Annotated in this window: 16 protein-coding genes and 1 pseudogene; 8 read left to right on the forward strand and 9 right to left on the reverse strand. The window is 69.8% G+C overall.

The features are described 5' to 3' along the window. Nucleotides 1–206 precede the first annotated feature (206 nt). The 4 genes and pseudogenes from ACIBI5_RS14410 to ACIBI5_RS14425 all read left to right on the forward strand — a co-directional run bounded on the left by ACIBI5_RS14410 (nucleotide 207) and on the right by ACIBI5_RS14425 (nucleotide 1,454). Nucleotides 207–341 carry a hypothetical protein gene (locus tag ACIBI5_RS14410; RefSeq protein ID WP_397246814.1) on the forward strand — a complete coding sequence of 45 codons (135 nt, stop codon included), beginning with the start codon at nucleotides 207–209 and terminating at the stop codon, nucleotides 339–341. Between the two features lie 42 nt (nucleotides 342–383). Beyond that, nucleotides 384–668, forward strand: a pseudogene (locus tag ACIBI5_RS14415) (phage terminase large subunit); the annotation flags it as partial. Between the two features lie 2 nt (nucleotides 669–670). Next, nucleotides 671–886 carry a hypothetical protein gene (locus ACIBI5_RS14420; RefSeq protein WP_397246816.1) on the forward strand — a complete coding sequence of 72 codons (216 nt, stop codon included), beginning with the start codon at nucleotides 671–673 and terminating at the stop codon, nucleotides 884–886. Nucleotides 887–1,136: 250 nt separating this feature from the next. Next, nucleotides 1,137–1,454, forward strand: a complete 318-nt coding sequence (locus tag ACIBI5_RS14425; protein WP_397246818.1) for a hypothetical protein — start codon at nucleotides 1,137–1,139, stop codon at nucleotides 1,452–1,454. Between the two features lie 51 nt (nucleotides 1,455–1,505). On the opposite strand, the gene ACIBI5_RS14430 is transcribed toward ACIBI5_RS14425, so the two are convergent. Then, the gene (locus tag ACIBI5_RS14430) at nucleotides 1,506–2,099 is read right to left on the reverse strand and encodes a DUF6623 family protein (RefSeq protein WP_397246820.1); all 594 of its coding nucleotides are present in this window, start codon (nucleotides 2,097–2,099) and stop codon (nucleotides 1,506–1,508) included. 229 nt (nucleotides 2,100–2,328) lie between these two features. Here ACIBI5_RS14430 and ACIBI5_RS14435 point away from each other — a divergent pair, with 229 nt between their 5' ends. Beyond that, on the forward strand, nucleotides 2,329–2,559 hold the full coding sequence (locus ACIBI5_RS14435; RefSeq protein WP_397246822.1) for a hypothetical protein: 231 nt from the start codon (nucleotides 2,329–2,331) through the stop codon (nucleotides 2,557–2,559). A 14-nt stretch (nucleotides 2,560–2,573) separates the two neighbouring features. Beyond that, the gene (locus ACIBI5_RS14440; RefSeq protein WP_397246824.1) at nucleotides 2,574–3,380 is read left to right on the forward strand and encodes a beta-1,3-glucanase family protein; all 807 of its coding nucleotides are present in this window, start codon (nucleotides 2,574–2,576) and stop codon (nucleotides 3,378–3,380) included. Nucleotides 3,381–3,388: 8 nt separating this feature from the next. On the opposite strand, the gene ACIBI5_RS14445 is transcribed toward ACIBI5_RS14440, so the two are convergent. Together ACIBI5_RS14445 and ACIBI5_RS14450 are read right to left on the reverse strand one after the other, a co-directional pair. Next, a complete protein-coding gene (locus tag ACIBI5_RS14445; RefSeq protein ID WP_397246826.1) occupies nucleotides 3,389–3,673 on the reverse strand; it encodes a hypothetical protein in 285 nt (94 codons plus the stop codon). Between the two features lie 21 nt (nucleotides 3,674–3,694). Further along, nucleotides 3,695–4,888 (reverse strand): CynX/NimT family MFS transporter, encoded by a 1,194-nt coding sequence (locus ACIBI5_RS14450; RefSeq protein ID WP_397246828.1) that lies wholly within the window; start codon nucleotides 4,886–4,888, stop codon nucleotides 3,695–3,697. Nucleotides 4,889–4,972: 84 nt separating this feature from the next. Between ACIBI5_RS14450 and ACIBI5_RS14455 the strand changes: the two genes are divergently transcribed. Next, the gene (locus ACIBI5_RS14455; protein ID WP_397246830.1) at nucleotides 4,973–5,461 is read left to right on the forward strand and encodes an RrF2 family transcriptional regulator; all 489 of its coding nucleotides are present in this window, start codon (nucleotides 4,973–4,975) and stop codon (nucleotides 5,459–5,461) included. Here ACIBI5_RS14455 and ACIBI5_RS14460 read toward each other — a convergent pair. The 3 genes from ACIBI5_RS14460 to ACIBI5_RS14470 are packed head-to-tail and all read right to left on the reverse strand — an operon-like array spanning nucleotide 5,458 to nucleotide 9,256. Further along, nucleotides 5,458–6,825 carry a purine-cytosine permease family protein gene (locus ACIBI5_RS14460; RefSeq protein ID WP_397246832.1) on the reverse strand — a complete coding sequence of 456 codons (1,368 nt, stop codon included), beginning with the start codon at nucleotides 6,823–6,825 and terminating at the stop codon, nucleotides 5,458–5,460. The genes ACIBI5_RS14455 and ACIBI5_RS14460 overlap by 4 nt on opposite strands. Continuing rightward, on the reverse strand, nucleotides 6,822–8,270 hold the full coding sequence (locus tag ACIBI5_RS14465; protein ID WP_397246834.1) for an aldehyde dehydrogenase family protein: 1,449 nt from the start codon (nucleotides 8,268–8,270) through the stop codon (nucleotides 6,822–6,824). The genes ACIBI5_RS14460 and ACIBI5_RS14465 overlap by 4 nt, the downstream gene beginning before the upstream one ends. Next, the gene (locus ACIBI5_RS14470; protein WP_397246836.1) at nucleotides 8,267–9,256 is read right to left on the reverse strand and encodes a Gfo/Idh/MocA family protein; all 990 of its coding nucleotides are present in this window, start codon (nucleotides 9,254–9,256) and stop codon (nucleotides 8,267–8,269) included. Before ACIBI5_RS14470 ends, ACIBI5_RS14465 begins: the two co-directional genes overlap by 4 nt. A gap of 150 nt (nucleotides 9,257–9,406) precedes the next feature. Here ACIBI5_RS14470 and ACIBI5_RS14475 point away from each other — a divergent pair, with 150 nt between their 5' ends. Beyond that, a complete protein-coding gene (locus ACIBI5_RS14475) occupies nucleotides 9,407–10,390 on the forward strand; it encodes a TetR family transcriptional regulator (RefSeq protein WP_397246838.1) in 984 nt (327 codons plus the stop codon). Here the strand turns inward: ACIBI5_RS14475 and ACIBI5_RS14480 are convergent, their stop codons facing one another. From ACIBI5_RS14480 to ACIBI5_RS14490, 3 genes are read right to left on the reverse strand one after another with little or no spacing between them, the layout of a single operon-like run. Continuing rightward, nucleotides 10,391–11,662 (reverse strand): cytochrome P450, encoded by a 1,272-nt coding sequence (locus tag ACIBI5_RS14480; RefSeq protein WP_397246840.1) that lies wholly within the window; start codon nucleotides 11,660–11,662, stop codon nucleotides 10,391–10,393. Between the two features lies 1 nt (nucleotide 11,663). Beyond that, a complete protein-coding gene (locus ACIBI5_RS14485; protein WP_397246842.1) occupies nucleotides 11,664–11,861 on the reverse strand; it encodes a ferredoxin in 198 nt (65 codons plus the stop codon). Continuing rightward, complete coding sequence (locus ACIBI5_RS14490) at nucleotides 11,858–12,457, reverse strand: TetR family transcriptional regulator (RefSeq protein ID WP_397246844.1); 600 nt, start codon at nucleotides 12,455–12,457, stop codon at nucleotides 11,858–11,860. The genes ACIBI5_RS14485 and ACIBI5_RS14490 overlap by 4 nt, the downstream gene beginning before the upstream one ends. Between the last annotated feature and the right edge of the window lie 5 nt (nucleotides 12,458–12,462).

Genomic DNA, 12,462 nt, shown 5'->3' on the forward strand with positions numbered 1-12,462 from the left:
CAGCGAGAAAGGCCTCCGCTGGGGAGGCCGGCCCCTCGCATGGGCAGCCTGAAACCGTCCCTCAACCCGGCGATCATTTCCGGTCACAGCACTAGCAACCGCGCGGTGCCGCCAGCGAGATCTTCCGATGCCGCGATGCCGAGCTCCTGTTGTCCGGGCTCGCCGGCACCGGCAAGAGCCGCGCCACACTGGATAAGGTCCACGCGATGATGCTCGCCAACCCGGGCGCCCGCGGCCTGATTGTCCGCAAGACGCTCGTGTCCCTCGGCTCGACGGGCCTGGTTACCTGGCGGGAGAAGGTAGCCGCCGAGTCGATCGCCGCCGGGCACGTGGTCTGGTAGGGCGGGAGTCAGCAGGAGGCAGCCGCCTACCGGCACTCGAATGGCAGCGTGGTCGTGGTCGGCGGGTTGGACAAGCCGCAGAAGGTCATGAGCTCGGAGTACGGCGTCATCTTCGTCCAGGAGGCCGTCGAGCTCACCGTGGACGACTGGGAAGCGCTCACCACCCGCCTGCGCAACGGGCATATCTCCTTCCAGCAGCTGCTCGCCGACTGCAACCCCGCCCAGCCGACGCACTGGTTGAAGGCCAGAGCGGACCGCGGTGACACCCTGATCTCCACTCCCGCCACGAGGACAACCCAGTCCTCTTCCACGAGGACGGCACGCTGACCGTGAGCGGCGCCGACTACATCGCGAAGCTGGAGAAGCTCACGGGCGTGCGCTACCACCGGCTGCGGCACGGGCGCTGGGTGGCGACCGAAGGCCTCATCTACGAGGACTTCGACCCGGCCGTCCACGTCGTCGACCGCTTCGACATCCCGCCGGAGTGGACCAGGTGGTGGACGGTCGACTTCGGGTTCACCAACCCGTTCGTCCTGCAGTGCTGAGCCGAGGACGGCGACGGCCGGCTCTGGCTCTACCGGGAGATCTACTACTCGCGGCGGCTGGTCGAGGACCATGCCCGGCAGATCCTGCGCCTGGTGCGCCGGTGTGAGGAGTGCTGCGGTTCCCGCGCGAGCGATCACGACTGCCACACATGCAAGGGCTGCCGGCTGACGTGGACCGAGCCGCGGCCGAGGGCGATCATCTGCGACCACGACGCCGAGGACCGGGCCCACCCTGGAGCGCCACCTCGGCATGTCCACGGTCGCGGCCACCAAGACGGTCAGCGACGGGATCCAGGCGGTGCAGGCCCGCTACCGCCCGGCTGGTGACGGCAGACCGCGCATCTTCTTCCTGCGCGACTCACGGGCCGAGCGGGATCCCGAGCTGGAGGACGGCAGGAAGCCGTGCTCCACAGTGGGGGAGATCGGCGGGTACGTGTGGGACCAGACGCCGGGAAAGCCGCCGAAGGAGGCCCCGTTAAAGGCCGATGATCATGGTTGTGATGCCCTGCGGTACATGGTCGCACAGCGGGACCTCGGCGCGAGGCCGCGCATCCGCACACTGGGATGAGACAGAAATGATAATGCGGAAGGTGATGCTCCGCTTTAGGATGGCCGCCTATCAGGCGTTGATGTCGTGGTAGAAGTCTCCGCCGAAAGCTGGAACGTAGAGTTCGCTTTGATTTGCCCCAGCAGCAAAGAATGCTGACACCACAATGGCGGTCAGCAAATCTTTCTGCTTCACGGGGATCGCGTTGGCCGCCCCAATGCCGAGGTTATTTCCCTTCACTGACAGTTCATCGTGCCTGGCGAGAATCTTTCCACCGTCCCAGACGTGGATGCGCTTAAGCTCGCTCGTCTGCCGCGCTTCAAACAGGACGATCACCCGCTCAAGGAAGGCACGGGAGTTTTCCAGTAGTGTGGGCGTGGGGATAGGGAAGTGAATCCATTCCCCGCCGTTTTTGGGAAGCGTGAAGGTCGCCCCGTATCCCGCTCGGACGACCGGAAGATTGCGGTTCTCTGACACGGCGGTGACGCCGTGAGCCCATGAAGCGTAGCATTTGCGCTGCAAAATATACTCCCTCGCTCTCGCCGCGTTGGCGGCGGCTGCATGGTCAAAACGTCGCCATGTCTGGCTGCGACGTGAGCGACAGTGACTCTGATACCCCCAACCTCTTTCCCATAAGGTCATCAATCGGCAATTGCCTAATCGCATTTCCCTATATAGCGTCTGTGTGTATTTGGGGGTTCGAGCCGCCCATGAGGCCGCGTCTCGATCAACACACGAGATCTGGGCCGGGGGAGGTCGGTACGATCACCTCTCCCGGTGGGGCCATTTTCGCTCGAACAGGAAAATTCCTGTTGATACGCCTGTATACCGAAAAAATTCCTGCGTGGCGTACCATTCGGAACATGGGACCGCAGCGCACCGCTAGCCGCCGCCGGTGACCGCGTTCATGGACGCGTTCCACGCCGAACGCCAAGCCGCCGCCCGCGCCCCTCTCGCGCCCCGCATCCCGCACACCGTCCGCGCCGCCCGCTGGCTCGCCCGCCGCCTACCCCGCTGGCCCGCCATCCGCACCCTCATGCTCAGCCTCGCAGGGTTCGGCCTGCTCACCGCCGCCGCCTGGACCCTCCACATCGCCGCCGGCCTGGCCGTCGGAGGCTCTTCCTGACCCCGACCGGTCTCGTGCAGCCCGCGCCGTGGAACCTGTCTGACGTCAACCGCGACGTCCAGTTCGACTGGAGCGAGTACACCCTCAACGACTCCGGGCTCTGGATCAACAGCTCACAGGTCGACATGTTCAGCGTGCCGCATGCCGTGGGCGTGAAGAACACGGCGGGCGCGGCGAAGAACACCGGAAACCTGATCACCAACGGGCGTAACTCCTTCTTCGATGCCCTGGCCGGCCAGCCGGGCGGCTGGGGCAACCTCGTCTACACCCGTCCATCGGACGGCCTGCGCCTTCGTGCTCTGGCGCCGGGCAAGGGCATCGACGCCGGGCGGCTGAGTCCCACGATCATGGACAGCTACCTCACCCGATCCTGGGACTTCTACCGCACCCGCACGCTCACCGTCATCCCGTTCGCCAACGAGCCGAACACCCGCTTCTTCGGGCGGACGGCAGGCAACGCGATGGTGTTCACCAACACCGCCGGGCAGACCGTGGCGACCTTCCAGAAGCCGAGCACGGCCAACGTCTTCGGCTGTGATGGGGCTCTGCACGCGCCCAACGATCGGGTGGTCGGCCCGATCGCACGCACGCTTTGCGCGGCCCTGAACCGGTCTACTTTGGCCAGTATCACCACACAGCCATCCCTGAACCCGGCGCTGTTCTATGTGGACGCGGTGACGAACCACTACTCCCGCAAGATTCACGCGCGGATGGTGGACGGAAGGGCCTACGGCTTCGCCTTCGATGACGTCGGCGGATTCGAGTCGCTGGTCCACGACGCCAATCCGGCCAACGCCTACATCACCCTGACAGCGTTCTGACCAAACGGTCAGCAGGGGTAGACGGAGATGCCGGGTGGGTCCTGGAGGCAGGCGAAGGTGCCGTCGGGCAGGGCGATGACGACGACTTCGATGGTCTGGCCGTCGTCGGCCTGGGTGCTCTGCTTGGGCTCGTACTTGACCAGTGAGTCGGCGGGGAAGTCGCGGTCCAGGGTGCGGCCCATGATGAGGCTCACCTCGTAGAGGCGGCTCTTGACCTCTTCGGTGAGCCTTTTGACCCGCGCGCGGTCGTCCGTGCCCAGGGGAACGCGGGTCTGTTCTGTGGTGCTGGTCATGATGTGTCCCTTTCGTGGTTTCTAGGTCTCATCGTGTGGGCGCGGGGCTCCTACCGGCATGAGCATCCCCCTACTCAACCTGGCCACGGGGATGAGGGTCAGCGCCGTCACCGCCGCCAGGGCGCCGAAGGCCAGGCGGAAGTCGCCCATGGTGTCGCGCAGGGCGCCGACGAGGACGGGGGCGAGGGCGGCGCAGCCGTACCCGATGAAGAAGGCCATCGCGCTGATGCGGCCGGCCTGCGCGGCGTCGTGGCTCAGGACCACGGGGAGCGTGAGGATCAGCGTGAACAGGCCGCCGTGGCCGACGCCCAGGGCGGCTATCCACAGCCAGGTCGCCGTGGCGGGGGCGAGGGACAGGCCGGCGAAGCCTATGGCGGTGAGGGTGGCGGTCAGCGCCAGTCCTACGCGCCGGTCTCGGTGCTCGCCCAGGAGTGCGGGTACGGCCAGCATCGCCGCCACCTGGATGCCGATCATCACGGTCAGCAGGCCCCCGCCACCGGCGCCGCTCTCCCGCAGGAGGGGCACGATCCAGGCCAGTTCGCAGTAGTACAGGGCGGAGTTGGCGGCCGACAGGATGGTCACCCGCCAGGCCACGGCGCTGCGCCACGGCAGGCCGCTGGTGGCGGGGCCGGCGGGGGCGGTCACGTCGGACAGGGCCAGGGAGCGCCGCGACGCCGTCCAGACGGCCGTGCCGGCGAGGGCGAGCAGGGACCAGGACGCGAGCGCGCCCGGCCAGGAGCCCAGGAAGCCGGCCAGGGGAGCGCTGATCCCGGCCGCGACGGCGCCGCCCGCGCCGAGCCCGGCGGTGTAGACCCCGGTGGCGAGGCCGGCGCGGTCGGCGAAGCGGGTCTTCACGACGGCGGGGAGCAGTGTCTGGGCGATGGCGATCCCGGCTCCGACCGCCGCCGCGCAGCTCAGCTGCAGCCAGGTGGACGAGCCGGCGGCGCGGGCGGCCGTGGCCAGGGTGATGAGGGCCAGGCCGAGCAGTACACCGCGCTGAAGCCCGAGACGCCGGCCGGCCAGGGCGGCGAGTGGCGCGCACAGGCCCATGGCCAGGGTCGGGATGGTCGTCAGGAGCGCGACGGCGGTCGCGGTCAGGTCCAGGTCGGCGCGGATGCGGTCCACGAGCGGTGAGACCGCGGCGATCGCCGGCCGCAGGTTGGCCGCCGCCACGAACATCGCCAGCCCGGCCATGCCGAGCGTCTGCTTGCCCATCGTCCAGCCTCCATTGATCTCGGATATTTTCTATCCGAGTTCTATCACACAACTCGGACAGAAAATGTCCGTAAGATGGGGACCATGAAGTTGTCCAACGGGGTGGAGTGGGCGCTGCACAGCTGCGTCACGCTCAGCCAGAGCCGCGAGCCCGTGCCCGCCGCCCGGCTCGCGGAACTGCACGGCACCCCGCCCGCCTACCTCGCCAAGCATCTGCAGGCGCTGTCGCGGGCGGGCATCGTGCGCTCCACGGCGGGCCAGGTCGGCGGGTACTCCCTGACCAGGCCAGCCGCTGAGATCTCGGCGCTGGAGGTGGTGCGGGCCATCGACGGCACCGAGCCCGCCTACCGGTGCACCGAGATCCGTCAGCGCGGGCCGCTGGCCCTTCCGGCCGAGCGGTGTGAGCGGCCCTGCGCGATCGCCCGCGCGATGGCGGCCGCCGAGGAAGCCTGGGCGCGGGCGCTCGGCGAGGTCACGATCGCGGACCTCGCCGAGCGCATCGACGCCGACAGCGGGGGTACGGCGATGGCCGCCGTCGGCAGCTGGCTCACCCGCGAAACCACCGGCCGTTAGACCGCCGGTGCGAGGTCGGCCGATCGGGTGCGGGCCAGCAGGAGATAGAGCGGGATCGTGACGGCGAGGCTGACGATCCAGCTGATGTCGGCGCCGGACAGGGCCGCGGCGACAGGGCCGGTGTAGAGGATGGTGCTCATGAACGGGATCTCCACCAGGATCCCGACCGTGTAGGCGATCAGGGCGGGCTTGTCGTACATGCCGTACCGGCCGCCGTCGGGCAGGAAGAAGTCCTCGACGGCGTACCGGCCCTTGCGGACCAGGTAGAAGTCGACCAGGTTGACCGCGGTCCAGGGGATGAACACGTACTGCAGCAGGATGATCAGGTTGGTGAAGCCGGTGACGAAGTCGTCCGACATCAGCAGGGCGACGAACGAGGCCACCGCGACCATCGCCGCGCCGATCGCCGCCCGCTCGCGGGTGCCGGGCAGCCAGCGGGAGCGGAAGGTCTGCACGATGGTGACGACCGCGAGCACGGCGCCGTACAGGTTCATCGCGTTGAAGTGCATGATCACCGCGGCGAAGCTCAGCAGCGCGACCGTGCTCAACGGGCCGCCGAGCACCTGTGGCATCCCGGTCAGGACGTCGCCGCGGACCGCGATGGAGACGATGACGCCGACGGCCATCGGGACGATGCCGCCCAGGACGGCGCCGGCGTACGTCCACCAGAAGGTGGAGCGGAGGCTGGCGGTCCGCGCGGGCATGTAGCGGGAGTAGTCCGACACGTAGGGCGCGAACGCGATCAGCCACAGCGCGCCGACGGCCATCGTGCCCAGGAAGCCGCGCAGGGTCGGCTGGCCGATCTGGAAGACGGTCGCCGGGACGTTGCCCATCACGGCCATGCCGACGACCAGCACGCCCACGGTCGCGACCGACACCGCGGTGATGACGCGGCCGATGAGGTGGATCAGCTGGTAGCCGACCACGCACACGACCAGGCCGACGACCGCGAACAGCGCGGAGAGCAGCCAGATCGGCACCGCGGGCAGGACGGCGTTGACGGACTGGGCGCCGGAGACGATGTTGGCCGCGTAGATGCCGACGTACATGATCAGGACGACGACCAGGACGATGAGCGACCCGCGGACCCCGAACTGGCCGCGGCTCTGGATCATCTGCGGCACCCCGAGTTGAGGCCCCTGGGCGCTGTGCAGCGACATGGCCAGCCCGCCCAGCAGCAGGCCGACGAGCAGCGCGATCAGGCTCCACCAGAAGTCGAGCCCGTAGACCAGGGGCGCGATGCCGCCGGTGACGAACGTCAGCGGGCCGATGTTGGCGGCGAACCAGATGCTGAACAGGTCGCGCGGCCGGCCGGTCCGCTCGTCGGCGGGGATGATGTCGATGCTGCGTCGTTCCAGCGTCATGGTGCTTCCCAGGGCGAGGGCTGGGCCCGGTGGGCCAGGTAGTTGACCTTGAGCTTGGTGAACTCGCGGATGGTCTCCAGTCCGCCCTCCTCGCCGCGGCCGGAGGCCTTGTGGCCTTCGTAGGGGACGTGGGCGTGGTCGCGGAAGGGGGCGTTGGTCCAGACGATGCCGGCCTGGAGCCGGTCGGTGAGCTCGACGGCCTCGTCGAGGCGGTCGGTCCAGACGGTGGCGGCCAGGCCGTACGCGGTGTCGTTGGCGACGCGTACCGCCTCGTCCAGGTCGCGGTACCTGAGGACCGACACGACGGGGCCGAAGATCTCCTCCCGCGCCGCCGCCATGGACGGGGTGACGCCGTCGAGCACGGTGGGCTGGAGGAACGCGCCCTCCTGGCGGGGACGGCCGCCGCCGTAGGCGATCGAGGCGCCCTCGGCGAGCGCGGCGTCGACGGCCCGCTCGACGCCGTCGCGGTGCTCGCGGCTGACCAGCGGGCCCATCTGGGTGGCGGGGTCCATCGGGTCGCCGACCACGACCTTCGCGGTGGCGCGAAGGAACAGTTCCAGGAACTCCTCCGCGATCTCCTCGGCGAGCAGCAGCCGGGACCCGGCCGTGCACACCTGCCCGGCGTTGAAGAAGGCATGGAACACCGAGGCCGCGGCGGCGGTCTCCAGGTCGGCGTGGGCGGTGACGATGTTGGCCGTCTTTCCGCCGAGCTCCAGGTGGCAGCTCACCCCGGACCGCTGGATCAGCGTGCCGACCTCGGTCGAGCCGGTGAACGTGATCTTGCTGACGCCGGGGTGCGCGACCAGCGCGGCGCCGGTCGAGGCGTCGCCGTTGACGACGTTGACGACGCCGGGCGGGAACCCGGCGCGCGAGCACAGCTCGCCGAACATGGCGGCGGTCAGCGGCGTCTGCTCGGCCATCTTCAGCACGACGGTGTTGCCGGTGGCCAGGGCGGGGCCGGTCTTGGTGACGGCGAAGAAGAACGGGAAGTTCCAGGGCGCGATCGCCGCGACGACTCCGTACGGTTCCCGGCGGGAGGTGGTGAGGAAGCCGGGCTGCTCGGCATAGCTGGTCCCGCGGACGTTCTCCGGCAGCGTGGCGTAGTACTCGAGGATCTCGGCGCAGACCGCGACGTCCGCGCGGGCGTCCTCGATGGGGTGGCCGCTGTCGCGGGACTCGGTGACGGCGATGGACTCCGCCTCGCTCCGCACGACCTCCGCCAGGGCGCGCAGCAGCCGCGCCCGCTCGGCGGGCGGCAGCCGCCGCCAGTCGTCCCGCTCGCCCGCCGCTCCGGCCGCGCTCACGGCGGCGTCCACCTCGGGTACGCCGCCGAGCGCCACCGTGGCCAGCCTGGACCCGGTGGCCGGATCGACGGTCTCGAACGTGGCCCCGTCGGCGGAGGCCACGCTCCGCCCGCCGATCAGGTGCCGGACGTCGGCGCTCATGCCGCGACCCCGGCCGGGCGGCCCGTGCGCAGGGACTCCTCCAGGGCGAGCGCCGCGGCCAGGGCGCCGCGCGCTTCCTCCCCGGTGACCAGGGGCGGGCGGCCCTCGCGGACGGTGGCGAGGAACCGCTCGACCTCGTTGACGTACATCCCGGTCTGGACGCCGAAGACCTCGCCGTTCAGCGCGTCGGGGAACTGGGCGGCGTCGCCGTGGACCACGACGCCGTGGTCTCGCTCGGTCAGGTACGCGTTGCCGTTCACGCCCACGTAGGACAGGGCGTGGTCACCCTGGTCCAGGCCGGCCTGGTCAGGCAGCGCCCAGGAGGTCTCGTGGGCGCCGACGCAGCCGTTGGCGAAGCGCAGCGTGGCGACGATGGAGTGCGCGCCGCCTTCGTCCAGGCCGGGGACGGGCGTGCGCGAGGCGACCCCGCTGACCTCGACGATCGGCGATCCCACGATCCACTGCAGCACGTCGAAGTCGTGCACCGCGAGGTAGAGGGCCAGTGACGTCTGTCCCTGCTGCCGCCGCCCCTCTGACGCGGGCCAGTTCCGCCTGGTCACCGTGTGTACGGCGGGCCCGAGCGCGTCCGTCGCCGCCCGCACGGCCAGATACCGGCTGTCGGCCCGCAGGGAGTGCCCGACGACCAGGCGCCCTCCGGGGTCGGCGGCCACCATCGCGTCGGCGTCGGCGAGCGTGGTCGCCACCGGCTTTTCGCAGAACACGTGCTTGCCGGCGCGCAGTGCCGCGATCACCGGCTCCCGGTGCCGGCCGTCGGGCGTGCTGACGAAGACCGCGTCGACGTCGCCGGAGGTGACGGTCTCGATGGCGTCGGTCGAGAAGCGCACGCCCTCCGGCAGTCCCGCGGCCGTCTCGGGGTCGAGGTCGCAACAGGCGACGATCCGTGCGGCTCCGCTGGCGTGCAGGGCGGCGACCCTGATCCTGCCCATCCAGCCCAGTCCGACGACCGCGCAGTTCACCTTTTGCATGGTTGGCTTCCTTCACCTGAGCAGGTATACGTGCATAAATGAATAACCTGCTTGACTATGTGTCCAGGAACTTAAATACGCCTGCGGTGCTTGTCAAGGAATATCTTGGACAAGTAGTCAGCGCGGATTCATATCTTCAGGGAGTGACGGATGTCCGAGGACGAGATCCTCGACCGGCTCTGGCGGGCCCGCTTCAGCCCGGACGGCAAGCACGCCGAGTGCCCGGTCTGCGGTGAACTACGGGGATTCCACCGGCTCCACGGGCGCCGGACCTACAGCTGCGCCACCTGCGGGCACCAGGTCAGCCCGACCGCGGGCACGGTCTTTCACGGTTCGTCCACACCCCTCGCCACCTGGTTCGCGGTCATCAGGCGCGAACGGGCCAGGCGGGGTGTCGGGGCCGCCGATCTGGCCCGCGAGCTCGGCCTGCCGTACGCCACGGCCTGGAGGTTGTTGAAGAAGGTGCGCCAGGAGCGTGCGGGGCTGGACGCGCTCGGCGAGGTCTGGAACACCGGCGAGGAGCCGCCCGAGCCCAGGACGGAAACGGCCGCGCCGTCGCGGGAGCAGCAGTTGCTCGCGGCGGCGCGCGACGTGGTGGTGGAGGAGGGGCTTGAGGCCACGACCGTGCGGGCCGTGGCGGCGCGGGCGGGCGTCTCCACCGGCGTCGTCCACTACTACTTCGCGAACAAGGACCAGATCCTGCTCAAAGCGTTGCGGCAGGCCCATGAGAAGGCGTCGGGGCTGCGCGACGCGATCATGGCGGAGCCGGCGAGCTGCGCCGAGAAGCTCGCCGGCCTGATCGCGCTGGCCATCCCCACCAACGGGGCCGAGCGGGACGAGTTCGTCCTGTGGCTGGAGTACTTCCACGTGGCCATGCGCGGCAGGCTGCCCGGCGCGGACCTGCCGATGGCCACCCGGTTCCGGCAGTACTTCTTCGACGTGATCGAGGAGGGAGTCCGGTCCGGCGAGTTCAGGCCGGCCCGCGACGTGAACGCCATCGCCGAGCAGCTGATCGGGCTGCTCGACGGGCTCGGGCAGGCCGCCGTCCTGGACCGGCAGTGGATGTCCTACGAGCGCATGGCCCACCTGGTCCACGACTTCGTCGAGAGCACACTCCGGCCGCGGCGCCCGTGATCAGAGGCGCCGGATCGGAAGGGTTCTGGGGCCGCGGACCTGGCCGGTGGCCCAGGTGACCGCTTCCGGATCGGCCAGCGTGAAGGACGGGACGCGCTCCAGCCACACCTCAAGCGCGATCCGCAGCTCCATGCGGGCCAGGTGCGAGCCGACGCAGCGGTGGATGCCGAGGCCGAAGGCGACGTGCCGGTTGACCTCGCGGTCGATCACGACCTCGTCGGCGCGCTCGAAGTAGGCGGGGTCGCGGTTGGCGGCGGGGAACGACAGCAGGATCCAGTCCTCCGCCTTCATCTCCACGCCGTTCCAGCTCAGGTCCTCCTTCACCAGCCGGGCCATGGTCACCGGCGCGTAGGCGCGCAGGAACTCCTCCATGGCGGTCGGCAGCAGCTCCGGCTCGGCGACCAGGCGTTCGCGGTCGGCGGGGGTCTTGGCCAGGTGCCATAGGGAGGCGCCGATCGCGCTCCACGTCGTGTCGATGCCGGCGATGAGCAGCAGGGCCATGGTGCCGGCGACGTGGTCGGGGGAGAGCTTCTGGCCGTACAGCTCGGCGTCGATGAGGAAGGTGGTCAGGTCCTCACGCGGGCGGTCGACGTGGTCGCGGATCTGGACCAGCAGATAGTCGAAGAGCCGGCCCATGTTGGCGACGCGCTCGTCCGGCGGCAGGTTGACGCCTTCCAGCGCGCTTTCGATGAACTCGCGGAACCTGGGCCCGTCCTCCACCGGGAAACCGAGCATGTCGGCGATGACGCGTACCGGGATGTGCTGGGCGTAGTCGCGGGCGACGTCCACGACCTCCCGGCCCTCCATGGCGTCGATCAGCGAATGACAGAACGCCCTGGTCGCCGCCTCCCTCTTGCCCACCTCGGTCTTGGTGAAGGCGGGCAGCAGCAGTTTGCGCGCGTCGTGATGGAAGGGCGGGTCGGAGGAGATCGGCGGCACGCCGCCCACGGGCGCGATCTCCTTGGGCGGGCGGAAATTGCTCATGATGATCGAACGCGAGGAGAAGCTCTCGGTGTCGTAGGCGATCGCGGCGACGTCCTCGTAGCGGGTGGGCAGCCATCCGCCGCCGAACCGCTCGGTGTGCGCGATGGGACACCGCTGCCGCAGATCATCCTGGATGGGGTACGGATCAGCCGCCCATTCCCCCTCAGTGTGGGAGAAATCGGTCGCCCAGTCGGCGACGGGGCCGGTGATGATCTCGTTGCGGGTGCCTTCGAGCGGGGCGTCCTGCCGGTCGTCCGCAGCGGGGGTGAAGCGGTCGTCGACGGTCATCTCACGCCTCCTGTACGGCTATCGCGCGTTCCGGGCAGTTGGCCGCGGCCAGCCGGGCGGCGGGCACGTCGGCGCCCCGCACGAGGCCGTCGCCGGCGACCTGCCCGTAACCCTCGTCGTCCTCGGTGAACAGCTCGGGCGACAGGTCGTAACAGCGCCCGTGACCCTGACATCGTTCGGCGTTGATGTGGACTTTCACTGCTTGTGCTCCTGTGCTCCTAGTGCGGTCACGACGCGGGAGAGCAGTTTGGCCCACTCCCCGGCGTCGACGGCGTGCAGGTCGGGGGTGATCAGGGCGCTGCCCATCGCGAGCAGGAGGCAGAAGTGGGCGAGGGCGTCCGGCGACAGGTCGGACCCGATCTCCCCGGCGTGCTGGGCGGCCTCCACCAGCCCGGCCAGCCAGTCGGCGCGCTCGCCGACGTACCCGCGCATGGGCCTGGCCAGCTCCTCGTCCCGGCGGGCGGCCACCAGGGCTTCGACGATCAGGTAGCCCGCGGCCTCGCGCCGCTCGGGCAGGCGGCCGCCGACGATGAGGAGCAGATCGGTGATCGACCGGTCGGGCTCGGCGGTGAGCAACTCGGCCAGCAGCCGCGGGCCGTGCGCGCGCAGGGCGGCCACGAGCAGGTCGGCCTTGGAACCGAAGTGCGCGTAGAGCGCCCCGTTGCTGACCCCGGCGGCGGCGGCGATGTCGGCCACCCGGGTCCCGTCGTACCCGCGCTCGGCGAACGCCTCGGCGGCGGCGTGCAGCAGCCGTTGACGTGTCTCGGCGGCGGTGACGCCGGCGATGCGGCCCATGCCCG

This window comes from Nonomuraea sp. NPDC050540, from assembly GCF_044457485.1.
Lineage (GTDB): Bacteria > Actinomycetota > Actinomycetes > Streptosporangiales > Streptosporangiaceae > Nonomuraea.